The sequence below is a fragment of the Pseudoduganella ginsengisoli genome (genome assembly GCF_009720865.1).
GTDB lineage: Bacteria > Pseudomonadota > Gammaproteobacteria > Burkholderiales > Burkholderiaceae_D > Rugamonas > Rugamonas ginsengisoli.
Genome location: NZ_WNLA01000003.1, coordinates 317,914 through 341,183, shown reverse-complemented (window position 1 = coordinate 341,183; position 23,270 = coordinate 317,914). Strand labels below are relative to the sequence as shown.

At 57.4% G+C, this 23,270-nt stretch carries 18 protein-coding genes; 10 read left to right on the top strand and 8 right to left on the bottom strand.

Annotation, left to right across the window (positions count from 1 at the left end; translation table 11 throughout):
• Positions 1-19: 19 nt before the first annotated feature.
• The 6 genes from GM668_RS08025 to GM668_RS08000 all read right to left on the bottom strand — a co-directional run bounded on the left by GM668_RS08025 (position 20) and on the right by GM668_RS08000 (position 8,145).
• Positions 20-769 (bottom strand): hypothetical protein, encoded by a 750-nt coding sequence (locus GM668_RS08025; RefSeq protein WP_155438415.1) that lies wholly within the window; start codon positions 767-769, stop codon positions 20-22.
• Entirely contained in the window at positions 699-1,376 is a 678-nt protein-coding gene (locus GM668_RS08020) for a transglycosylase domain-containing protein (protein WP_155438414.1), read from the bottom strand. Before GM668_RS08020 ends, GM668_RS08025 begins: the two co-directional genes overlap by 71 nt.
• A 98-nt stretch (positions 1,377-1,474) precedes the next feature.
• Positions 1,475-5,050, bottom strand: a complete 3,576-nt coding sequence (locus tag GM668_RS08015) for a M1 family aminopeptidase (RefSeq protein WP_155438413.1) — start codon at positions 5,048-5,050, stop codon at positions 1,475-1,477.
• A 12-nt stretch (positions 5,051-5,062) separates the two neighbouring features.
• Positions 5,063-5,956, bottom strand: coding sequence for an ABC transporter ATP-binding protein (locus tag GM668_RS08010; protein WP_155438412.1), 894 nt, complete (start codon positions 5,954-5,956; stop codon positions 5,063-5,065).
• 164 nt (positions 5,957-6,120) lie between these two features.
• Positions 6,121-7,350, bottom strand: coding sequence for an ABC transporter permease (locus GM668_RS08005; protein ID WP_155438411.1), 1,230 nt, complete (start codon positions 7,348-7,350; stop codon positions 6,121-6,123).
• A 15-nt stretch (positions 7,351-7,365) separates the two neighbouring features.
• Positions 7,366-8,145, bottom strand: a complete 780-nt coding sequence (locus GM668_RS08000) for an ABC transporter ATP-binding protein (RefSeq protein ID WP_155438410.1) — start codon at positions 8,143-8,145, stop codon at positions 7,366-7,368.
• Between the two features lie 86 nt (positions 8,146-8,231).
• On the opposite strand from GM668_RS08000, the gene GM668_RS07995 reads away from it, so the two are divergent.
• Together GM668_RS07995 and coq7 are read left to right on the top strand one after the other, a co-directional pair.
• On the top strand, positions 8,232-8,729 hold the full coding sequence (locus tag GM668_RS07995) for a hypothetical protein (RefSeq protein ID WP_155438409.1): 498 nt from the start codon (positions 8,232-8,234) through the stop codon (positions 8,727-8,729).
• A 32-nt stretch (positions 8,730-8,761) separates the two neighbouring features.
• Positions 8,762-9,406, top strand: a complete 645-nt coding sequence (gene coq7 / locus GM668_RS07990; protein ID WP_155438408.1) for a 2-polyprenyl-3-methyl-6-methoxy-1,4-benzoquinone monooxygenase — start codon at positions 8,762-8,764, stop codon at positions 9,404-9,406.
• Between the two features lie 85 nt (positions 9,407-9,491).
• Here coq7 and GM668_RS07985 read toward each other — a convergent pair whose 3' ends face one another.
• Positions 9,492-9,914 (bottom strand): OsmC family protein, encoded by a 423-nt coding sequence (locus tag GM668_RS07985; RefSeq protein ID WP_155438407.1) that lies wholly within the window; start codon positions 9,912-9,914, stop codon positions 9,492-9,494.
• Between the two features lie 82 nt (positions 9,915-9,996).
• Positions 9,997-11,520 carry a methyl-accepting chemotaxis protein gene (locus GM668_RS07980; protein WP_211923363.1) on the bottom strand — a complete coding sequence of 508 codons (1,524 nt, stop codon included), beginning with the start codon at positions 11,518-11,520 and terminating at the stop codon, positions 9,997-9,999.
• 174 nt (positions 11,521-11,694) lie between these two features.
• On the opposite strand from GM668_RS07980, the gene GM668_RS07975 reads away from it, so the two are divergent.
• The 8 genes from GM668_RS07975 (at position 11,695) to GM668_RS07945 (ending at position 23,261) form a co-directional block, all read left to right on the top strand.
• Positions 11,695-13,902 carry an NHL repeat-containing protein gene (locus GM668_RS07975; RefSeq protein ID WP_170305545.1) on the top strand — a complete coding sequence of 736 codons (2,208 nt, stop codon included), beginning with the start codon at positions 11,695-11,697 and terminating at the stop codon, positions 13,900-13,902.
• A gap of 114 nt (positions 13,903-14,016) precedes the next feature.
• On the top strand, positions 14,017-14,469 hold the full coding sequence (tssE, locus tag GM668_RS07970; RefSeq protein WP_155438404.1) for a type VI secretion system baseplate subunit TssE: 453 nt from the start codon (positions 14,017-14,019) through the stop codon (positions 14,467-14,469).
• Between the two features lie 56 nt (positions 14,470-14,525).
• A complete protein-coding gene (gene tssF, locus GM668_RS07965; protein WP_170305544.1) occupies positions 14,526-16,370 on the top strand; it encodes a type VI secretion system baseplate subunit TssF in 1,845 nt (614 codons plus the stop codon).
• Positions 16,334-17,371, top strand: coding sequence for a type VI secretion system baseplate subunit TssG (gene tssG, locus GM668_RS07960; protein ID WP_155438402.1), 1,038 nt, complete (start codon positions 16,334-16,336; stop codon positions 17,369-17,371). Before tssF ends, tssG begins: the two co-directional genes overlap by 37 nt.
• A 36-nt stretch (positions 17,372-17,407) precedes the next feature.
• Complete coding sequence (locus GM668_RS07955) at positions 17,408-18,568, top strand: esterase/lipase family protein (RefSeq protein ID WP_229499037.1); 1,161 nt, start codon at positions 17,408-17,410, stop codon at positions 18,566-18,568.
• Entirely contained in the window at positions 18,565-18,918 is a 354-nt protein-coding gene (locus GM668_RS31100) for a hypothetical protein (RefSeq protein WP_229499035.1), read from the top strand. Before GM668_RS07955 ends, GM668_RS31100 begins: the two co-directional genes overlap by 4 nt.
• Positions 18,915-20,366, top strand: a complete 1,452-nt coding sequence (locus GM668_RS07950; RefSeq protein ID WP_155438401.1) for a T6SS immunity protein Tli4 family protein — start codon at positions 18,915-18,917, stop codon at positions 20,364-20,366. The genes GM668_RS31100 and GM668_RS07950 overlap by 4 nt, the downstream gene beginning before the upstream one ends.
• Before the next feature lie 102 nt (positions 20,367-20,468).
• A complete protein-coding gene (locus tag GM668_RS07945) occupies positions 20,469-23,261 on the top strand; it encodes a type VI secretion system Vgr family protein (protein WP_155438400.1) in 2,793 nt (930 codons plus the stop codon).
• The last annotated feature ends 9 nt before the right edge of the window (positions 23,262-23,270 follow it).

The following is a 23,270-nucleotide window of genomic DNA, read 5'->3' as shown; positions in this document are numbered from 1 at the left end:
ATGTATGCGGGAGTTTACGTCACGCATGTATGGCGGGTTCTAAGGACCTGCCATGTGTGGATATTGACGGCGCTGTAGACAACTCTTTCTGGGCACTTGCTAAATTAAAAGAGATGCGCTCAATTAGCGCATCCCAATCTCGGTAAACTCTTGCAGTTACTTTAGTTGGAGCAGGGACATCAGGTGTTTTTTTTAAACGTTCCGTTAGTCGCCACATTGTGTCTTTAATTCCTTTAACGACAGAGTAGTTTTCGTTCCCGGGATATAGATAAGTATCGATGAATCCCATTTTTATCATAGAAGGAAGTCTACGGACGCTGTCTTCCCAGTTTCTTTTTTGGGTTTCACTTCTTGGGATGATTTGACTTTCTGAGAAATCAAATGAAAATTTCTCAGCGTCAGCTTGACAGGCATTAAAGAGATCTTGATTTACAATGGTTAGATCAAGATCCGATGTTTTTCCAAATGCTCGACCGAAAACAGTTGGTTTCATCGAGAAGCCAATTCGGGCACTTCCAACAAGCGTGACATCCTTTGAGTGTACTCTTAACCTAGCCGCAAGCCATCTTCTCATTTCATCATATGTTGCTGCGCTACTTTTAAATGCATAAGGAATTCCTTCGGTTAACCAAAGCCGTACTAGTGTTTCCCTTTCACGTAATGATGAATTCATAACTATGGATTTGAAAATTTCTGCATCAGGGTGCTGAGCTAAATCTTGCAAGCTCTTGTTCACGAGAGAGAAAGGGCCGATAGTTGAGATATTCATAAATTCCCTTGTGGCGATGTTTATTATATAGTTTGATAAGGTGTGCTTCTCGCTGAGAAATAAGGTTAATTCTGTCCTTTGAAAGCAATCTTGGCTGAGGATATTTCAAACGGGACACGATTTTTGCCGCTATTACAGGATCCTCAGCGTTGTGTTCGCAACCGAGCAGTGAACAAGCCGCCTCATACCCTATCATGCCTGTCCCATAATAAGCTATGGTTAGGTATATGGCAGGAAATCTATTTTTTTCAATGTGCTCAGTCAATAAAATGGCGAGGAATATCTCCTTTGCTTTCCGGCGAAAAGATATTTGATATTGATTAGTAATTACTCGTATTACCTGTTGTTCAATGGTGCTGGCGCCCTCTCTGCGTCCATAAAGTAGCCGAACAAAAATAGCTCGTAGAATAGCAATTCCGTCAACTCCGCAATGTTTTGACGCTCGATGATCTTCTGCTGAAACTAACATTTGTTGTGCGCATAATGATGGGTGCGCAATTTTTCCTGTTGCCAATGATTTTTCAATGGACTGTACGTGTTTTATTAGTAAATTTAATTCACAGAGAAGAAAGGGTTTGGATAACTTTCTGAGCAGCCAAATTAGCATTGAAGTTGTGCTTTGGTAGGTTCAATTGTGAAAATATACTCTTAATTGGACGGAAAGAACTTTGCATTTGACATTTATTGCTCTTTTGCAAATACTGGTTATTGGTCCGTCTCCACCGCAATCATGTTGTCATCCGGCTTGCGGTCGATGAGCTTGTTGTCCGGATCGATGCCCGCCTTGGCCGGCCGGCCCGACACGGTCACCACATAAGTCGATTCCTTGCTCTTGATTAGCTTGCGCTCACGCAGCAAGCTGTTGCCATCCTTGTCGTCTACGCCGATGTCGATCAAGTCCGCGACCGGCACGTCTTTTTCCGCGCCCAGTTCATCGGACTTCAGCTTGCTGGCGTGGACTTTCAGCGTGACTTCATATTTCCCGCCCGGCAGCTTGCGCATGGTGGCGGAGAGGGCGCGGTTATCGTACAGCACGATGGCATTGAACAAGTCGTCGATCAAATAAGCCTGGTCCGGCGGCGTCACCTTGCGCAAGCCATCGACCAGCACGTTCACGCTGGGGTAAGGCGACGTATGGTAGGCATACTGCTGCAGCAAGTTGCGCAGCACGTCATTGACCTTGTCTTCACCAATAATGTCCTGCAACAGGTACATCGCCAGGCTGCCCTTGCGGTAGTGGATGTAATCCTGGTTTTCATTGTCGGCCAGCGGCAATTCCTTGCTGTTTTCCAGCGCGCGGCCCAACAGGTAGCGGTCCAGGTCATAACGCAGGAAGCGGCGCATGCGGTCCGGGCCGAACTGCTTTTTCATCACCATCAGCGCGGAATACTCCGACAGGGTTTCCGACAGCACGGTCGCCCCGCGCGTATTGCCGCCCACCAGCTGGTGCGCCCACCACTGGTGCGCCACTTCGTGCGCCGTCACATAGAACGGGAAATCCACGTCTTTCGGATTGCGCTCATCGACTTTGGCAATGAAACCCATGGATTCCGAATACGGAATCGTGTTCGGGTAGGACTGGGCAAATGCGGCATAGCGGGGGAATTCCACGATGCGCAAGATGCGGTGCTGGTACGGGCTGAAATTCTTCGTGTAATACTCAAGCGACGCCTTGACGCTTTTGTTGAAGCGATCCAGGTTGAATTCGTGGCCCGGGTGGTAATAGATTTCAATGCCCGTGTCTTGCCACCAGTCGTGCTTGACCGCATAGCGGGCCGACTGGAAGGCGTAGAAGTTCAGGATTGGCTTGTCCATCTTGTAGTGGAAATAGCGGCGGCCTTTGGCATTCCACTCTTTTTCCAGGATGCCCGGCGCGACGGCTGTCTGGTCCGGCGCCGTGCTGATGACGGCGTCGAACGTGACCCAGTCCGCATCGGAACCAACGTAATTGTTGGCCAGCCCTTTCGGGTCATCGCGTGGCAGCGCGCGTTCCTGGGCCGTCAAGCCATGCTTTTTACGGTCGCGCGGGTCGCGCAATTCCATGGCGCGCTGGTAGCCGATGTGCGGCAGCAGGCTGTTGTTGAAGAAGGTGCCGTTGCCGATGACGGGCAAATCCTGGCACAGGCCAAACAAGCCTTTCGGCGCATACACCAGTTCAAAGTCCAGCGGCATTTTCGCGCCGGGCGCCAGCGGCGTCGACAGTGCATACGTCGAGAAGCCCAGTTCGCGGTCGGCACGCACCAGTTTGGCCACCTGGCCGAAGCGCAGCGGCTGCATGTCGGCGCGCGTATCTTGCGTCACGTGGATTTCCGCCAGCGGCCGGGCTGTCTTGTTTTCCAGGATGTACTGGCCCTTGACGCGCAGCGTGCGCTGTTCCGGCTCGATGGCGACACCCAGCCGCACATCGGTAATACGGGGCTGCGCCACGTCAGCCAGCGCCTTGTATTTGCGTTCGTAATCAGCGCGCTCCGCATCCTGGCGGTACGCGGATTTGTAATCGCCCGCCACTTGCAAGTCGTAGAACAGCACGCTGCCGGCGCCGATAAATATGGTGGCCGCCAGGGTGAACGCGGCCAGTACCGGCAAGGTCAAACCGTGGCGCGCCAGTTGCACGCGCTGGCGCCATTCCGTATTGCTGCCGCGGGCCCAGAACAGCACCGACAGCACCACCAGCGCCAGCGCCGCGCCGCTCCAGTACAGCAAGAACCACCGCTCGCGCACCAGGTAGCTGCCATAGCCATTCATGTCGGAATAAGTAAATTCCGGCGACGTGCCATACACCAGCAGCGGGTGGTCGAGGCCCAGTGCGGCCGCCGTGATGGTGGCCGCGTAGTACAGGATCATGGCGAAGTACGCCAGGTATTTATGGTTGATCAGCACTTGCAGCGCCATCGCCAGCACGGCCACCAGCGCATATTGCGGCCACTGTACGAGGAACAGGTTGTGCAGGTACAGGCCGGGCTGAATGTCGAAGTAGCCTTTGAACAGCTGGATCGTCATCCCGCACAGCATGACCACCACCAGCAGCAAGCCCTGCAAGCCGATCAAGCCAAACAGGCGGGACAGCAGCGGCAGCCAGTTCGGCACCGGCATGGCGTCGAACATTTGCGCCGTGCGGTTTTCCCGTTCGCGCCACACCAGTTCACCCGCATAGAACGTGGTGATGACCAGCATGAACAGCGTGAACATTTTCGTGATCTGTTCCAGCACCAGGTAGGTGACGGGATAAGTCTTCACGCCCAGCGTGTGCGGATCGAGCGCGGTGGCAAACATCAGCAGCACACCGGCCAGCACGATGACGGCGAAATACACGTTCTTGACGGTTTCGCGCAAATTCAGCCAGCTGTTACGCAGCAGTAGCAAGCCCAGGCTGCGGGCCTGGAAGTCCGGCTTTTCACGCGTATCGGCAGCGGTGGCGGACAGCCGCGGCGGTTCATCGCCCTCGTTGCGGGCGGCATTGCGGCCACTGTCGATGGTGGCGACAAAGTGGAAGCGCCAATAGCCCAGCATCAAGGTCACCAGTGCGAACGACGCCCAGATCAGGCGGTTCACGAGGTACACGCCTTCCGGCAGCACGAGGCGGGCGTTGCGTTCTGCGATCGGCCAGTATTCCGTCAGGCGGATCACGGCCGTGGTGCCGAACGGGTCGATCAGCGCGGCCAGGGTTTTATAGTCGAGGTCGCGCGCCAGTCCCGGCGCCACCAGGTAGCCGATCAGCATGACGACGCTGGAAATATACACAGGCAGCATGCGGCGCGTCAGCGCAGCCACGACAAAGAACACGGCGCCAAAGATGAAGATATTGGGCAGCAGCGTGAAGCAATACGGAATCAGCCACGCCACCCACGGCGTCGGCCCCAGCCGCTCCGGATCGATGCCGGGCAGGAAAGCGCCCAGCCACGTGCCCAGCAAGATACTGGCAAAGACCACGGCCAGCACGAATGAAGCACCCAGGAAGCGGCCAAACATGTACTGGTATTTGCGGATCGGCGCGCTGAAGAAGAAGTGGTGCATGTCGTATTCGAAATCCTGCTGCACCGAGCGGCCCACCATGGCCGCCACCACGATCACGCCCAGGCAGCCGATGAAACTGGTGGTCAGCAGGATGGAGCGGGGCGCATTGATGGCCACGCGGCTGCCATACGACACGATGGCTTCCTTGAAGACGCCCCCGGCGGCAGCCATCCACAGCATGGCCAGCAGCATGAACATGCCGAAGTAGACCCATGTCGACAGCAGTTTTAAACGCTGGCGGGCTTCGAAATACGCAATGGCAAACATACGCGGCTCCGCTTAATCGCAGCGGTCGGCTGCGTGATGGCGGCCGGTGATGGTGGCGAAATACAAATCTTCCAGGTCGCCGATGGCTTCCTCGAAACCGTCGCCCGGATCATCGTCGCTGTACACGTGAATCAGCGTGCGCCCGGACAGCAGGCGGGTGGAAATCACGGCATGGCGGGTCTGGAATTGCTGCAAGTCGCGCTTGTCGATGAAGCGCGCCCAGATTTTGCAGCTGACGTCATCGATCAATTGCTGCGTGGCGCCGGCCACCAGCAAATGGCCTTTATTAATGATGGCCATGTTGGCGCACAAGTCGGCCACGTCGCTGACAATGTGCGTGGACAGGATCACCGTGCGGTCGTCGCCGATATCGGACAGCAAGTTATGGAAGCGTACCCGTTCTTGCGGGTCCAGGCCCGCTGTCGGTTCATCGACGATAATGAGCTTCGGGTCGCCCAGCAGCGCTTGCGCAATGCCGAAGCGCTGGCGCATGCCGCCGGAAAACGTGCCCAGTTTTTGATGGCGCACTTCAAACAGATTGGTTTGCTGCAGCAAGCCATCGACCACTTCGCGGCGGCGGCCCCGGTGCGACAACCCCTTCAGGATGGCAAAGTGGTCCAGCATTTCATAGGCCGACACTTTCGGATACACGCCAAAGTCTTGCGGCAGGTAGCCCAGCAGGCGGCGGATTTCATCTTTTTCGTCGAGCACGTCCAGGTCGCCGAAAAACACAGAACCCGCATCGCATTCCTGCAGCGTCGCCAGCGTCCGCATCAGCGTCGACTTGCCGGCCCCATTGGGGCCCAGCAAGCCGAACATCCCGGCCGGGATCGTGAGCGAAATATTGTCCAAAGCCACGACACCGTTGCTATAGGTTTTAGACAAATTGCGGATGCGTAATTCCATGCTGACTCCTGTTGTGCCCTGTTGCAATGCAACACTGACTACCACTTTTCAATGCTCGCATTGTATTGAATTTGCGACACAGCGGTTGCTTCATTGCGACAGTCGGCGGAATCTGACAGCCAGAACGCGAAAATTCCGGGAGGGGCGGTAAGTATTTTCCGAGGTTAATTTCGGAAAAGCACTTGCTCGCGGTTGAACCACCAGCGGCATAACGCCAGCAGCGCGCCGGCAATCATCGTGGTGGAGGCCAGGATGACCGCAAACATGCGGTAATCCATCGTGCCCTTGACCAACTCTTTCATGGCCAGCGACACGTTGGTCAGCGGCACCATGGCCCACATCCAGTTCAATTCGACACCGGGCAGCATGGCTGCCATGGTCGGCAGCAAGGTCACCAGCGTCAATGGTGAAATCATGCCGCTGGCTTCTTTATAACTTTTTGCATAGATCGACAGCGACAGCAGGATGGACGCAAAAATTGCGGCCGTCGGGACCAGCATCAGCGCCACCATCGCCATGTCGCCGGCGCTGATGGCGTGCACCATGGCGGCCAGGTCGGCCATGCCGCTTTGGGCGGTGGCAACGGAGGGATCCGTCGAAATGGCGCTGGCCAGGTAGAGCAGCGCGCTCATACTGCCCACCATCAGCAGCGATGACAACAGGCCCACCGTGAACAGCACAAGGAATTTGGCCAGCACAATGGCGCCGCGAGGCACGGGCGCCAGCAGCAGGGTTTCCAGCGTGCCCCGTTCTTTTTCTCCCGCCCCCAGGTCAATTGCCGGGTACATGGCCGCCAGCAGACAGCCCGTCAGCAACAGATACGGCAGCATGCCGCCGATCAGCGCCCCGACTTGCTCGCGCTTGCCCGCCGTCGAGTGTTCGTCAAGGCGGATGGGATTCAACGCAAAGCGCAGTTGCTGCTGGCTCAGGTTCAGCGACGATAGCGCGCTTTCCCGCAATTCCCCGTTCTGCGCTTCCACCACAGCCTGCACCCGTTTGCGGATCACATCCACCATGACGGCGCTGTTATAGTGCAGCACCACCACGGCCTGGCGCTGGCCTTCAAGACGGTCGCGGTAGCCGGGCGGGATCACCAGCGCAAACTTGATGACATCCTGGTCAATCGCTTTGCGGATGTCAGCCTCACTGGCCAGCGGCACTTCGCGGAAGCCTTTTTCATTGGCAAAGCGCTGTGCCAGTTCCGGCGCATATTGCTGGCCAAAGACGGCATAGGGCAATTCCGCGCGGCGCGCCTTGTCGAACATGGTAGATGAAAAATACGCGAACAGCCCCGAGATCAGTGGAACCGCGAGGATCGGGATCAGGATGGTAAAGATCAGGGTCTTGCGGTCGCGCGCCAGTTCCAGGATTTCTTTCAGATAAATGGTCCACATGGCCAGGCTTCCCGCTTAAATCTCTTGATGAATGACGCTGACAAACGCGTCGTACAAATCCGCACTGCCGCCCAGGTGGCGCAATTCATCGACGGTGCCATTGAATGCGGTCTTGCCCCGGTTGATGATGCAAACGCGGTCGCACAGCTTTTCCACTTCATGCAGATGGTGCGTGGAAAAAATCAGCGGCACTTGCAGTGCTTTATAGCCGGCGATGAAGTCCAGCAGGATTTTTGCCGACATCACGTCGAGCCCCGTGGTCGGTTCGTCGAGAATGACGATGCGCGGTTCGTGCACGACAGTGCGGGCAATCGCACATTTCTGTTTCATGCCCGTCGACAGGGTGTCGGCCCGCTTGTTTGCATATTCATGCATGCCCAGCAGCTCGAACAATTCATCGCAGCGGCGCTTCAGGTAGGGCGCGCTCATGCCGTGCAGGCGGCCAAAGTATTCAACGTTTTCCCGCGCCGTCAGGCGGCCATACAAGCCCGTGGAGCCGGACAGGAAGCCGATTTGCTGGCGCGCCGCCAACGGATCTTTCAACAAATCGACGCCATGGACCCAGGCGCTGCCATGGTCTGCCTTCAGCGCCGTGGACAGCAGCCGCAACGTTGTGGTCTTGCCGGCGCCATTTGGTCCCAGCAAGCCCAGTACTTCGCCCGGAGCGCAACGGAAGCTGACGTCGCGCACTGCGTGGAACCAGCCGTCATGGTCGCGCGGGTCGCGCGCCTGGGCGGATTTTCCCTTGGCGGCCGGGTGGGGGAAACGCTTGGCAAGATTTCGTACGTCGAGCATGCGGTCGCCCGGTGATTAAAATGGTTGCAAGATTAGCATGCCGAAATTCTGGCTCGCAAGAAGCAAAAGCCGCTATAGTTTCGCCTATGAAGAAACCGAATGCCTTTCTTGATGCCGCGACCCAGGAAAACATCCTGGCCGTGACCCGCAGCGGCGTGGACCGCGATGAAGCGACGGGGTTTTTCCGCGTGGCCCTGGGTTTGCATTACCTGTCCGGCCTGATGACGAAGGAAAAACTGGATTTTGCCGCGCTGGACCGCGAATACAACCGGTTTATTTACCACGCGATCGGCAAGGGCCACAGTATTACCAGCATCCTGCAATATATGAGCGGCGAAAAAGTCATCCGCGTGGTGGATTCGCCCCGCTTTTTGCAAGCGTTCCATGAGTACTGTGACGGCGTGCCGGTGCAAAACATTCCCTTCCTGCTGGGGCTGAACCTGGGCGTGGCCAAGGATTTGTCCGGCATCGACGTGCGGGGCCCGGTGGCGGACTGGATAGAAAAGCAGCGCATCTTGCGCGAAGAACGGGAAGCCGAGTTGGCTGCTCAAGCTCTCAGGGAAGGGCAGTCCGGCGGCTTATAATGGTGCTTTCTGAGCTACAAGAGAGTTGCATCATGTCTGCCAACCGTTACCATCATCCCCTGGACCGGTTCATTGCCACCGCTGACAAGGCGCTGCGCGTGGTTGCCGGTGTCGCATCCGCATCGCGCCCGAATCCTGCAGCCCATGCCGACGATGCCGTCATGAGCGAATCCGAACAGCGCCACGCGGCAGGCTTGATGCGCGTAAATCACGTGGGTGAAGTGATGGCGCAGGCGCTGTACAACTCGCAGGCGCGCTTCGCGAAAAGCGAGGAAATCCGCGCGCAATTTGAACAGGCGTCGCGTGAAGAAGAAGACCATCTGGCGTGGACGGCGCAGCGCCTGCACGAACTGGGGTCGCAAATCAGCGTGTTGAATCCCTTGTTTTATGCGGGCGCGTATGCGCTGGGCACCGTGGCTGCCGTGATGGGGGATGCACGCAGCCTGGGCTTTGTCGTCGAGACGGAAAAGCAGGTGGAGGCGCATTTGGCCAGCCACCTGGAAAAACTGCCGCCGCAAGATGCCAAGTCGCGCGCCATCGTCGAACAGATGAAGACGGACGAAATCGAACACGGGGAAAAGGCGCAAGCGCTGGGCGCGGAAGAAGCGCCGCTGCCGGCGCGGATGGCAATGACGGTCATGGGCAAAATCATGACGTCGACGGCTTACTACATTTAATACAAGGGCGGGGCGCCGAGCCGAACCCGCCATGTTTGCGCCGCGTTGACGCACGGCGGATTTATAAAATCCGCCGTGCGTATCATTACACCTCAACGATTTCGTACGAGTGCGTAATTTCCGCCGTCTTGGCCATCATGATCGAGGCCGAGCAATACTTTTCATGCGACAGGTTGACGGCACGTTCCACCGCCGACTGTTTTAAATTCTTGCCCGTCACGGTGAAGTGGAAGTGCACTTTGGTGAACACTTTCGGATCCACGTCCGCGCGCTCTGCCTTCAGGGTCACGTCGCAACCCTGCACATCTTCACGGCCCCGTTTCAAGATCAATACCACGTCATACGCCGTGCAGCCGCCCGTCCCCAGCAACACCATTTCCATAGGACGGGGCGCCAGATTGTGGCCGCCGCCTTCCGGCGCGCCATCCATGACCACCATGTGGCCGGAACCCGTTTGAGCCCGGAAACTCATGCCCGACGGGCCATTCCAGCTGACTTTGCATTCCATTTTCCATCTCCGCAGTAATTAAAGACTGCGGCTATTGTAATGGAGCGAATCCAGGCTTGCTGGCTGGGGCGGAATATGCCGGTTAATCCTTTAATGCCTCATGCTGCAGGCCGAACATGAAGCCGCCCCAGTGGCGGCCGTTCACATACACGGGCTGCGATACCAGCACAAAGATATCGCCGATATCGCGCATATACGCCTGGAACAGGAATTCCCGCGTATCGTTGCTGACGTTGGACAGCATCTGGTTGCCGTTGTGGAAGCGCTTGTCGCGGCAGTGGGCCGTGTCCCATGCCACGTCGCCGCTGGGCTTGCTGCAGTATTTCGATACGTGCGTGGGTGGATACGTTTCACCTTCCGTGCACATGACAGCCAGGTCGCAGCCGGGGATGCTTTCCGCCCAAGCGTCAAACAGCGGCTGGAAATGCCGCTCATACGCCATGTCATACGTGGTGTGGTATTGCTGCGGATTGGTGCCGGGGATAGGCTGGTAATTTTTATCGAATACGTCGAAGCCCTGGTCCACCAGCTGTTTCAAGCCTTTCTCGCATTCGCGCCGGCATTCATTGAGGCGCACAATGACTTTGTCGAAGGCTGCTTCACCCAGCGTGACCTTGCCTAATTCGCGCATGCCGTCTTCCGCTGCCGCCGTCAATTTGCGCGAACGCGTGCTGCAGGCGTTCATGGCCTTGGCCATGTCTTGCGACAGGTTGCGCATCTGGCCGATGTTGTCGCTGATGGTGTTGTTGTTGTCGGTGACACGGTCCACGATGTCGCGGATCGAATCGATTTCACTGGACACCCGCACGCTGCCGCCGGCAAAGGTATCGAGCTGCTGCGTGGTGGCGCCCATCACCTCGCACGTGCGGCCAATGCGCTCCGTGATGGTGGCGGCGACTTTTGCCGTGTGCTGCGAATGTTCCTGGATTTCCTTCACTTGCGTGGTGACGGACACCGCCAGTACCCGCGTGCGTTCGGCCAGGCTGCGTACTTCCGACGCCACCACGGCAAAGCCGCGGCCTTTTTCACCGGCACGCGCCGCTTCAATCGATGCATTCAGCGACAGCAGATTCGTTTGCTGCGAAATTTCCGAGATTTGATGCATCAAGCCCAGTGTGGACTTGGTCCCTTCCAGCAGCTTGCCGATGTTGGCGTTAAAGGTCTGCATGACTTCCGCTGCTTCACGCGCCTGGTCATTGGCCTGCGCCATATCGGTCCGCGCCGTGGACATGCCGGACGCCAGGTCATTGGCAAAGCCGGCAATGGTGCTGATACTCGACTGCACCACCTGCACTTCGCTGGACGAGCGTTCCGCCAGCGTATAGATATGGCTGCTGAGGTCTTGCTGTTTGTTTGCGTGTTCTGCCGCTTCCTTGATTTGCTTGCCGATGTGGACAGCTTCGACGGACATGCCGATGTTATGGCCGCGCACCAGGCGCATCACGGGCCGGAAGTCCAATCCTCCCTTGCGCGATGAAAGCCATGCTAGCGCGGCGCCGGCCAGCAAATAGGCCAGCGCCCACCACGGCGCGCCTGCCATCAGGATCAACACGGAGCCTGCAAGAAGCAGGATGCAATGCACGACGGCAGTAGGCAGGGTCATCATCGTATACGGTTGAGGTCGGAAAATTCCTACGAGGCAGACACGCATGCAGCTTACTACCGGATTTCCCCCGGTGGCAATTGGCGAAATGGTTCCTGTTGCTGGTCCACACACTATTGCGCATACTTGAGGGATACGCAGCGCACTCCTTCCCCTATCAATTCAGGAGGTACACCGATGACGCAAACCACGTTGGAACCGAATAACAACTTCAAGCACATTTGCCACTACGGCGAGCTGGTCTTGCCGGGCATGACGAAGAGCGGCGCATTGCCCGCGAACTTCACGATGAATTCGCCGGTCGGCATTGCGCGCGATAATTACGACCATGTATGGGTCTGCGATACCGGCAACAGCCGCGTGCTGGTGTTTACGGCAGACCTGGACACGCTGCTGCACGTGATCGACGCCACGCCGGAAAAGGGGGGCAAAGATAAACGCCTGTTAATGCCATTCCACCTGTGCCCGCATCCGACGGAAGACGTCATGTATTGCACGGACATGGGCAATGGCCGTGTCGTGGCGTTTGAGTACGACGAACATGGCGTGGACTTCCAGTTCGCGTTCGGCGACAAGGCGACCAAGTCCTTTGTGCCGCTCTCCGATCCGAACGGCATTACCATCATCCGCGAAGCGTCGGGTAACCACTTTATTTATGTGGCCGATGAATTTTTCCATACGGGCGACGACGTGCGCAGCCGCTGCGTGAAATTCACGCTCGATGGCGAATTCGTGCTGCAATTCCGTACCGTCAAGGATATCGACCACACGCACGACTTGCTGTGGCCGCAGGGCCTGGCCAGCGACAGCAAAGGCAACCTGTATCTGGCCAACACGGGCTATTACGAAGTGCTGAAAATCGATACCGCGTGGCCGGTCAAGGATGAAGTCATCATCGCGCCGAAGGAAACCGCGTTGCTGCACACGTTTGGCAATCCGGCCGGGATCGGCAAGTTCAACGTCATGCGTTCCGTGTGCGTGATTGACGATTACGTGTTTGTGCCGGGCCAGGTGGAAGCGGCCATCACCGTGTACAACCCGGACGGCGTGCTGCAGGAAACCGTGATCGGCATGCACCCGCTGTGGAACCACCAGCCGGAATTGCCACGTTCCGTCTCGGACTATATCTACAACACGCTGGAAGACCGCGTGTTTGTCAGCCCGTACCAGATTTGCGCGGGCAAGGACAAGAATACGTATTACATTACCGAGCCATTCACGTCCACCGTGCTGCATACCGGCATCAATATCATCGACGATGACTTGCCGACTATCGCCGTGCTGCTGGACTCCGTTGGGCAGCGCCGCGATAACATCAACAAGGCGCTGGCCACGTCGCAATTCAATTGCATGACGTCCGTGATCCGTGTGGATCCGAAACGCAAAGGCGGCGGCAAGACCGGTAAAGGCGAATTGCCGAACCAGAACTGGCTCGATAGCTGGGCCAAGACCACGGCGTCGGTTTATAAATACTGGTACGACCACTTCCTCGTGAACATGGGCCTCGATCCGCTGAAAGCGGTCGGTACCGCTTCGTACAATATCGATTCCGGCAACTGGTGCCTGAAGACATTCGATACGGCCGTCAATCCGTACGCGCAGTTGCAAAACATGGTGCGCGGCTTCTTCGCGCCGGGCGACCTGGCCATGACGGTGTATTACCCAAGCCAGCCGCTGCTGGGGCAGATTTGCCCCGGTACGCCGCTGATCTTCATTACGAACTTCAATATGTGCACGGTGTCGATGTTCCAGTATGGCCCGAACGGCCACTTGCTGAACTATGGCATACCGTTTGGACGCGAAGGCGTCGGCGGTGACGGCACGTTGAAGGCGCCGCAAGGCATTACCGTCAACAGCCACGGTGAAATCTTCATTGCCGATTCGCTCAACAACCGCATCTCCATGTGGCAGTTGCAGCCGACTGGCCTGGTGACGTTCGTGAAGAATTTCCGCTGGAAGGAAGACGGCAAGGAATTGATGACGTTCACGCCGTGCGATGTCGACGTGGATTCGCAAGACCGTCTGTTCGTGTGCGACCAGTTCAATAATTGCATCCGCGTGTTTGACCGCGAGGGTAAGAGCCTGTGGTCGTATGGCGAAGCAGGGTATTGCGACGACCTGGACAAGGATTATGAAAAATTCTACCTGCCGGCCAGCCTGTGCATCGATGAAGAAGATAACCTGATCGTCAACGACCTGGTGAACCGCGCCTTGAAAGTGTTCAAGATCGATGGCGATACGCTGGAATATGAAACGGGCGACCTGGTGTTTAAACGCTATCCGGAAGTGGGCGGCGTGTGGATGCCGTTCTTTATCTTTGCGCATAACCGGCATGTGTATGTGCCGGATACGACGTTTAATGTGGTCAATGTGTACCAGTATTGAGTGGTACGTGGGGGCTGCTGTGAGGTGGCCTTCACATTAATTGCGCATGCGCAAGTTGTGGCTTGGCAATTTTTTCAATAATGAATTCTCTAATGCCGCCAGTGGGAATTCGCCATGCCACAACCCTTATTACCGGACTTTTGGTCTGGCCTGTTTGGTGAACACGACAGGCCGACCGGCTGGTCACTGGAAGACCTCAAGAGCGCGATAGCCCGCGACCTGGAAGATTTACTCAATACCCGGCGCGCCCTTCCCGATGCCATATTGAATGGCTTCCCTCACGCGCAAGTTTCTATTCTGGCTTATGGCTTGCCGGACTTTTCTGCACTGTGCGTCAGTAACGATGTCAACAGCATTGGCGCTGCGGTAGCTCATGCCATCAGCCGGCATGAGCCACGGCTGGCCGACGTGCGTGCGCGAATGCTTCCAGAAGCCAGTGCGATCAATCGGATTAGCTTTCAAGTTCACGCTCGCCTGAAGGCCGGCGCCGGGGGGCAAACTGTTTGCTTTGACGGCATGCTGGAGCCTTCCGGACAGCGATGTACCATTCGGCGCCGCATGACTTGACCTTCGCTGCGGCGTGCTGCCGCTCTTCTTCTTGATCATTGCTGATGGGGGCGCGTATGACGCGTGGCCTGATGGATTTATTGCGCCATTACGAGCGGGAGCGCATCGAGCAAGAACGCAGTTGCCGCGACTTTGCTGAGCGCTTCCCTGCGGAAGCTGGGGCGCTGGGGATGACAGGCGGTTCCCATGCCAAGCATCCGCACACGCAGGGCCTGCTGGATGCCATCAGCTTCACCAACGCCCGTACCGCCGACCGCCTGCAGCGCAATCAGCAGCAACTGGCACGTGACTTGATTGCAACCATGTTGCCGCATATGGACAGACCCAGTCCGCCGGCAACCATCGCGCGGTTCGATTTCGAAGAAGCGTTGCGGCTGGCCTCGGGACAAGCAAAGAGGGTGCCGCGCGGGACCGCCTTGTTTGCGCCTCAGCGCGAAGGTGTCCGCTGTGAATTCCGCACAGTGTATGATGTTGACGTCGTGCCGGTGCGTGTGGCTGACGCATGCTTTACGCCAGCTACTCAGCAACCGCTGATGGGATATGCCACGGGGGAATGGCTGGCGGATATCGCCATCACTTTGGAGTCGACATCGGCTGTCATGTCAGCGGCGAAGTTTGGGCTGGCGCGTCTGAGGCTGTTCATTGATGCCGACGCTGCCCTGGCTGCTACGTTACGGGATACCTTGTTCACGAGAGTGGTTGCAGCCTGGTTGCAGGCGGGTGATGCAAAAACGTGGCGGCGGCTGGCAACGGTGCCATTGGCCGCCGCCGGTTTCGAACCTGACGACGCAATGCTGCCCTATGAGGCACGGTTGCAGCCAGCTTGCCGCATTGTCACGGAATATTTCCTCTATCCGGAGAAATTCAATTTCTTCGACCTCGATTTGACCGCATTGACGTTGCCACCGGATTGCCGCCGGTTGACATTGCATCTTGGCGTACGCTTGGATAAGCCGGCACTGGCAAACGTGCTGGCGCCGCTGGCAAGAACGCATTTGGCGACTGGCTGTACCCCTATCGTCAATTTGTTCAGTACCAGTGCCTGTCCCATTTATCAAGATTACACCAAGAGCGAATATGCTTTGTTGCCGAGTGTGCAACACGCACAAGCCTATGAAATTTACAGCGTGGATGCGGTTTGCGTCACGACGAATGATTCGGCCGGAACCACGTCTGCACAGTTCCACCCTTACTATTCCTTGAAACATGGTTTTCAGGAAGGACGGTGTGGCCGCTATTGGCTGACGCGGCGGGACGCGCTGCTGGCTGCCACCAATCCTGGCTATGAAATGGCGATATCTCTGGTCGATAGCGCGTTCAATCCGCTTGAGGCGGACAGCAGTACCGTATCGGTCGACCTCACGTGCACCAATCGGGATTTGCCGCTCCAACTGGCATGTGGCGCCGAGGGCGGTGACTTGTCCATGGCCAGTCCGGTCGGCAGCTTCCCTATCCGCATGCTGCGCAAACCTTCCCGTTCATATCGGGTATCCGACGCGGATCATTGGCGCCTGGTCTCGCACTTGTCGGTGTCGCTGCATTCGCTGTTGCAGGAAGATTTGGCGGTGTTGACTGAAATGCTGACGTTGTACGACTTGCCGCAATCCGCTGTGACACGCCGCCAGATTGGCGGCATGCGAAGTATCCGCCATCGCCCGGCGCGCATTCCATGGCGCGATGTTCACGGCAGCGGTCATTTGTTTGGCACCGAAGTGACGCTGGCGGTGGACGAGGATGCGTATGCGGGCAGCGGACTGCACGTCTTTGTGCAGGTACTGGACTACGTGTTTGGCCTGACTGTCCATCTCAACAGCTTTGTCCACCTGATTGTCGTGTCCCATCACACAGGAAAGGAACTCATGCGATGCAAACCACGCAATGGCATGCTGGCCCTGGTGTAATCCGACGGCTGCTTGATGAACCGTGGCAGTTCCAGTTTGGTCAGGCGGTCTACCTGCTGGACCGCTGGCTGGGGCGCAGCATCCCGTTTCGGCTGGACAGGCGCGTCCGCTTTTGCAACCGCGTTTCGCTGAGCTTCCCGCAAAGCGAGGTTGACAGCATCACTATTGATGCCGGGGTCCCCATCGGCACAAACGCTGAATTGGGGCGTGCGAGGCAGCAAGGTGCCATTGTGCGGATCAACGTCACGCCGGCAGTGGTTAGCTTGCTGGGTTCGACTGGGCAAATGCCGTTTGCGTTTACCCGCCGCGTTTTAGCGACGCAGGAAAACGGCCGGTTGGAAAGCGTGCGTGCGTTTTTCGACATGCTATCGCAGCGTTCCGTGGATTTGTTTTATCAGGCGTGGGCACAGGCGCGCGTTCATTACACGATGGATGCACAGGGAAGCGATGCATTTCTTCCGATTCTGCTAGCCATTGCCAGCATGCCGCCGGCACGGCAAAGCAAGCCCAATGTCCCGGATGAAGTGGCGGCTTACTACGCGGCGGTCTCGCGTAGTCACTGTGTGCCGGCTACGGCTTTGCAAGGGCTGCTGGTGGATTACTTTGGTTTGCCGTTTGAAGTGCAGCCCTTCCATACCGAGTGGTATCGGCTTCAACCCAATGAATTGACTGTGCTGGGGCGCGGCAATTGCACGCTGGGCAGTATCACGCTGGGGGCAAGGCAGCGTGTGCGTGGCCGCCGCGCACGCGTGCGCATAGGGCCATTGCGCCGGGCCGACTTTGATTATTTCCTGCCACACGCCCCCGGAGCGCAAGCATTGGCGGCGTTTCTTGGACTCTTCAAGCTGGACAGCATGCGGTTTGACGTGCAACTCGTGCTGCGCAAGCCAGACATCACCAGGCTGCAATTGGGATGCGGACATCAGCTGGGGCGGGGATATTGCCTGGGGCGGCCCGAGACGGCAGGTGAATTCAGTTATTTCTATGAGTTGGCGCCGTAGCTGGTCAACGGACTTCATCACAAGGAAAGGATTGCCATGGCGGATGGAAAAAACCTTCCCGTTAATCTCGACAAGGGCGGCAAGACCACGACAGGGTATGTCACGCCGAAATCGGATAAACGGCTACAGATCATGAACGTGCCGCCGAAGCGCGTCGTGCCCGTTGTGTTCATCCCGGGAATCATGGGAAGCAATTTGCGGCTGAGCGCTGCCCGGCAGAAGGATCTGGGGAAAAGCGACAATATGGCTTGGAACCCGGATGACAAGTCGACCTGCGCGGCGCTCATCAAAGCAACGCCGGATGTACGCCAAAAGCAGCTTGATCCGGACCAGACGGAAGTGGACACCTATGATCCGGTACATAACCCCACCGGAGATCCCGCTGAAACAGCGGATATGCGGCATAGTCCTTCGAAACCTACAAAGGAATATTACGCTTTTCCACAAGGGGTACTGGATATCAGATCGGTCTTATTGTTGAACGATCCGCCAGGCATGCCGAACAGCAAGAGTCGCGAACAAAAAGCGTACGAGCGTGGCTGGGGCGAAGTGCTTTTCAGCAGCTACAAGTCTGTCCTGGAATTATGCGAGTCGCATTTGAATATGCCGTTTTGCACCGGCGGTAAGCCGACTGAATGGTGGGCCACCAATGTACTGGGCGTAGCGCCGGTGCGCTGGGGCGCGGTGCCCGGGATGGCGTTGCCGCCCCTGGATGAAAAGACCTTGCGCGAGGCAGTAAAAGGACGCTGCTTTCCAGTGCATGCAATGGGCTACAACTGGCTGAAATCAAACAGGGATTCCGGAATCGCGGTGGCAAAGCGCATTGACGCGCTGATTGCCAAGTACCAGTCGTGGGGCTTTCAATGTGATCAAGTGATACTCGTCACCCATTCCATGGGCGGCCTGGTGGCGCGCGCCGTTATTCATCCGGAGATGGGGAATCTGAAGCACCGGGTGGCGGGGATCGTACATGGTGTGATGCCTGCGATTGGTGCGGCAGCAGGCTATCGGCGGTTTCGCTGCGGCGTGGAGGGAATTGGACCTGCATCCAAAGTGTGTGGTCCGACAGGCCAGCACGTGACCGCTGTTCTGGCAAACGCAATGGCTTTTATCACGAAAACAGCTATGCCCATTATGGCTCCGCCGCAAAACGTCCCGCATGGCGCGATATTGTCTGGCGCCTGTCAAAGCGGGTGAATGCAAAAGCTGTCGATACATTGCGAACGCTGGGCGACGAAGGCACCGGTACCCTGACGTTAAATGAATATGGCGGCGAAAAACGCAATACCGAACCCTTGTCCAACTTCGACACGCTGGACCCCTCTGCCCGTGTCTTGACTTGCACGCTGCTGGATGCAACGGCGCCAGGTGCCCAGACGGTGCCGATGCATTCGGCCGATGATCAAGTCCGAAGCGGAAAGTTCAAAGGCATCTTCCGGCAAGCCGGATATGAGCATCAAGCCAGCTATGCGGATAGCAATGCACTGTTCAGCACCCTCTACAGCATCATTCGTATCGCCCACTCGATGACCGGGAGCACACCATGAAATTATTCGCTCTGCATGCTTTACGTGGATGGCCGCTGTGGTTGGCGCTGCTGGCCATTCCTCCCGCCATGGCTGACCAGACCCCCAACTTGCCAAGGAAATCCAACATGACTGAAGTTCCCAGCCGCTTGCAAGCCACGTTTGCACAAACCAAGACCGTTTGCTTTGGCCGCTTCGTCATTACTGTGCCGGCCAGAACCAAGGTCATATGGGGCCGCATGACAGTGGGAGCGGAAATTTATATTGGTCCGAATAAGTCTGGCGAGATCGGTCAATTTGTCGAGAGACAGCGCATCAAGATTGAAGAGGAGCTTGATCGCCGGGATGAGCGGGTTACTGCACCGGATGCTGTTTTCGGCAAGGTATTCGACGGCGCCGGAATGGGACACAAAATGCTCGTGGGTTTGAATTCGATCAACTACACATTGTTTTCTTTTATTCCGCTTTCCACCGGTCTGTTTATTTTTGAAGATATGCGAATCATACCCACTAAGATTAAGCAGCGCATCGCAGAACATAACCGCGTCGCTCACCTTTTGCGTCCCCGCACAGACGATGAGATCCCCACAGGCAAAGGCGTCTGTTTGGAAGGTGGTTTCGTCGATCATGACGATGAGTTTGAAAATACCTCGATCGGTTTCAGGCTCGAGGATTTTCCGGACGTGCATTTGTCATTGAATATCATGAAAAATCGGGAATTTGTCTTGCCCCAAACTGATTTTCAGCGTGATTTGAAATATGCGGAGAAATCCGCTCGAGAGGAAGGTCTGGGCGCGTGGTGGGACTCCATTCAATACTTGCGGCGGGGCCGGCGCACCATACTGGAATTGCAAGGCGAAGAAGTCGCAGCATGGAAACCAGCAAGGGCCGGATTCCATGAGGCCAATCATGAGTTCATCTTTTGGAGTCCGGGACGCGCCAACGATCCTTACCATCCCCAGATTCGAGCGGAGTTCCATACCGGTGTCAAAGAAAACAAGCGTGCTGCCACGCCGCCCAGTGTGACGAATGAAGAAGCCATCGCACTGTGGGATACGTTACTGGGTTCCATCCGTGTTCGTCCTGCCGCCCCCGCTGCAGTGGCCAAGTCCGTTGTCGTTCCCGGTACGTCGGTCAGCGCCGGCTTGCCGTGCCCCAATGCGGGGTGGTGGGAGTGCCAGGATGCCAAACAATATGGTCCCAAAGTGCAGGTGAAAGGCAGTGCGGTGCGCTATTTCCGCGAAGGGAATGCAATGCCCCAGGCTGCCTTACAAAAGCAGAGCTGGTGGCAACGCATGACAGGGACGCGCGACATCTTTCATAGTGCTATTCCGTCGCAATGGCGGTTGCTGGACCGCCGGTTACAGCAACGGTTGCCGGAGCAGGAGGCGTCCGTAAAGCACGAAGTAAAAACTGCGCCCACCACGCCGGAATCTACTGGCGGTGAAGCAGTGGTTTCGCGCAACTAACGGCATAAATTCTTGATGCACAAGTGGCGCCCTGGCCGCTTGTTGTGACTTGTTCATCCTGCGCCCGGTGTCGCGCCGGCGCCTTGCCAACCGGGAGTCCATATGGAGAGCGATTTAGATCTTCTCGACTTGATCGGCGCATTTGACCGGCTGAGCGTTGCCAACCGCCCACTCAAGCTGCGCTTGATGCTGCCAGCAGGCATGTGTGACAACGTTCTATTGCCGCAGCGCCTGGTCGGGCATGAAGCCGTGTGTGGCGGCTTTGAATACCACGTACTGTGCGTGGCGGACAGTGCAATGCTGCCTTTGAAGGATTTCATTGGCGTACCGGCCGAACTGCAGATCGTCACTGATGAAGGGCGGTTGCGCAGTATATGCGGGCTGGTCGCTGAAGCATCGAGTGGAGAAAGCGACGGTGCATTGGCCACCTATCAGCTGGCCGTGACCGATGCCCTGGCGTTGCTGGAGCGGCGTACCAATACCAGAGTATTCCGCGATATGAATGAACTGGAGATCGTCACGTTGCTGGTGGGGGAATGGCGTGAACGTATGGGGCCGCTGGGAAGTGCGTTCGACATCGAGTGCAATGGGGTGGGCCGGCAGCATCCCCAGCGCGCATTCACGATGCAGCACAATGAATCGGATGCTGCGTTCATCCGCCGCTTGCTGAAACGGCGCGGCATTGCCTGGTATTTTCGCCCCGGCCATGCCAACCGCGGCCTACCGTCAAATTTGCTGCAATCCGCCATGCCAGCGCATACGCTGGTGCTGTTCGATGACTCCATGCGTTTGCCGGAAAGTGCGGCCGGCGAGGTGCGGTATCACCGGGATAATCCGACCGAAGAGCGTGATACGGTGACTGGCTGGTGTGCCGTGCGTACATTGCAGGCCAGCACCGCAACGCGCCATAGCTGGGATTACCGGAATCCCGCTGGACGCGACTTCATGGCGTCGGCGAACACTTTTCAGGCTGACCAGGGCGCGTTTGGCAATCACCTCGCAGCGCGGCTTGATGCATATTTTGTCGATGCGCCGCACGTGGCGGCTGATGCCAACGACTTTGCCGGCATGGCAGAGGCGCAGGCTGCGCGCCAACTCTACGACAGCAAGACATTTCGTGGCGAAGGCTGTGTCCGGGCGCTGGCAGCGGGTGAATGGTTCACGCTGAGCGAACATCCTGAAATCGATACGCATGACGTGGAACAGCGGCGGTTTGTTGTCACGTCGCAGCACGTTGCTGCCAGTAATAATTTACCGAAGGAGATCGCACCTCGCATCGAGCGGCTGTTTTCCGGCAGCGGCTGGGATGACGGACGCTACGCGGCTTTTCACCATCCTTCCGGGGAGGTACTGCGTTTCCGTACTCGTTTCACGTGCGTGCGGCGTGGTGTGCGGATCGTACCGTCGTTTGATCCGCGTGTGGATTTGCCCCGGCCGCAATTACAAAGCGCGATTGTGGTCGGACCGTTGATGGATGAAGTGGCTTGTGACGAATATGGGCGTGTAAAGATACGCTTTCCCGCGACCCGCACGGAAGATCATGCGCACGCGGCCGGGATGGGGACTAGCGATGCGGATGGCGACTCGGCCTGGGTCCGCGTTGCGTCCAACTGGGCCGGCAACGGGCCTGGCGACGTGGCACAGTGCGGTACGCTGGCATTGCCGCGCGTAGGGACGGAAGTGCTGGTGGACTTCCTTGGTGGCGACCCGGACAAGCCCATTATCGTTGGCCAGCTCTATAACGGCACAGCATTGCCGCCCGCGTTGAGCCGGGCCGGAGGATTGCCGGGCAACCGGCATTTGTCGGGGATCCGCAGCCGCGAAGTGGGTGGCATGCGAGGTAATCAGTTGCGGCTGGACGATACGCCGGGCCAGATTAGCGTGCAGCTGGCCAGCGAGCACGGCGCCAGCGAATTGAATCTGGGCTATCTGACGGAAGGGCGCCGCGATGGCCTGGGCGAGCCGCGTGGTGAAGGCGCCGAGCTGTGTAGTGACCATGCGGTAGCCATACGTGGTGGCCGGGGCGTGTTGCTTACTGCCTCGCCTGGTCAGGAAGACGTGCCGCAGTTGAAGCGCGATACGCTGGCAGGTGCGGTTCGTTCGCTGGCGTCTCTGACGTGCGACCTCAATAACCATGCCCGGTCGCATATGGCCGAATCGGCACCGGCTGCGGCGCTGGATCGATTGACTGAACACGTTGAGGATTGGGATCAGGGTTCCAATGTCGATGCATCGGGCGAAGGGGCGGGAGGTCAGCCGATTGTTGCCGCACACGGCGATGCTGGTTTGCTGTTGACCAGCCAGAAAGGCGTAGTGCTGGGCTCGGAAATACAGGTCGAGGTGGCCAGCGTTGGCGACGTTCAGTTGTCGGCCGGACGGGGCTTGTTCGCACGGGCCGCACGGGCGCTGGAACTGTTTGCCGTCAAGCTTGGCATCAAGCTGATCGCCGGGGCGGGCAATGTTGAGGTGTCTGCACATAACGGCGACATCGTCATTACAGCGCTCAAGCACATTCGGCTGGTTGCAGCTGAAGGAATCAGCTTGGACGCGCCTGCGGTCAAGATCGTCGCACAAGGCGTGCAGGCCGACTATGGCGGCGGCAAGATCACGCAGCAAAGCAGTGGGGAACACACGATACGTTCGTCTTGCTTCGATCAACTCGATGCCGGCGATGGCGAACCTGAGGAACTGGATTTGCCTGCCACGGACGTGCAGCACGACCAGCAAGTGCAACTGCTGGACTTGATCACACGCGCGGTACTTCCCAACCGCCGCTATCGCATCCGGGTGGAAGACGGCACGGAAATTGAGGGCGTCAGCGATGCCAATGGGCTGACGGAACGGTTCGATACCAAGCTGGCGTTTGCCAATTACACCATTGAAGTAATCGACTGAAAGGACATG

Coding starts and splice junctions, on each gene's coding strand:
- GM668_RS08025 (WP_155438415.1), bottom strand. CDS start 769: ATGAATATCTCAACTATCGGCCCTTTCTCTCTCGTGAACAAGAGCTTG.
- GM668_RS08020 (WP_155438414.1), bottom strand. CDS start 1,376: ATGCTAATTTGGCTGCTCAGAAAGTTATCCAAACCCTTTCTTCTCTGT.
- GM668_RS08015 (WP_155438413.1), bottom strand. CDS start 5,050: ATGTTTGCCATTGCGTATTTCGAAGCCCGCCAGCGTTTAAAACTGCTG.
- GM668_RS08010 (WP_155438412.1), bottom strand. CDS start 5,956: ATGGAATTACGCATCCGCAATTTGTCTAAAACCTATAGCAACGGTGTC.
- GM668_RS08005 (WP_155438411.1), bottom strand. CDS start 7,350: ATGTGGACCATTTATCTGAAAGAAATCCTGGAACTGGCGCGCGACCGC.
- GM668_RS08000 (WP_155438410.1), bottom strand. CDS start 8,145: ATGCTCGACGTACGAAATCTTGCCAAGCGTTTCCCCCACCCGGCCGCC.
- GM668_RS07995 (WP_155438409.1), top strand. CDS start 8,232: ATGAAGAAACCGAATGCCTTTCTTGATGCCGCGACCCAGGAAAACATC.
- coq7 (WP_155438408.1), top strand. CDS start 8,762: ATGTCTGCCAACCGTTACCATCATCCCCTGGACCGGTTCATTGCCACC.
- GM668_RS07985 (WP_155438407.1), bottom strand. CDS start 9,914: ATGGAATGCAAAGTCAGCTGGAATGGCCCGTCGGGCATGAGTTTCCGG.
- GM668_RS07980 (WP_211923363.1), bottom strand. CDS start 11,520: ATGATGACCCTGCCTACTGCCGTCGTGCATTGCATCCTGCTTCTTGCA.
- GM668_RS07975 (WP_170305545.1), top strand. CDS start 11,695: ATGACGCAAACCACGTTGGAACCGAATAACAACTTCAAGCACATTTGC.
- tssE (WP_155438404.1), top strand. CDS start 14,017: ATGCCACAACCCTTATTACCGGACTTTTGGTCTGGCCTGTTTGGTGAA.
- tssF (WP_170305544.1), top strand. CDS start 14,526: ATGACGCGTGGCCTGATGGATTTATTGCGCCATTACGAGCGGGAGCGC.
- tssG (WP_155438402.1), top strand. CDS start 16,334: ATGCAAACCACGCAATGGCATGCTGGCCCTGGTGTAATCCGACGGCTG.
- GM668_RS07955 (WP_229499037.1), top strand. CDS start 17,408: ATGGCGGATGGAAAAAACCTTCCCGTTAATCTCGACAAGGGCGGCAAG.
- GM668_RS07950 (WP_155438401.1), top strand. CDS start 18,915: ATGAAATTATTCGCTCTGCATGCTTTACGTGGATGGCCGCTGTGGTTG.
- GM668_RS07945 (WP_155438400.1), top strand. CDS start 20,469: ATGGAGAGCGATTTAGATCTTCTCGACTTGATCGGCGCATTTGACCGG.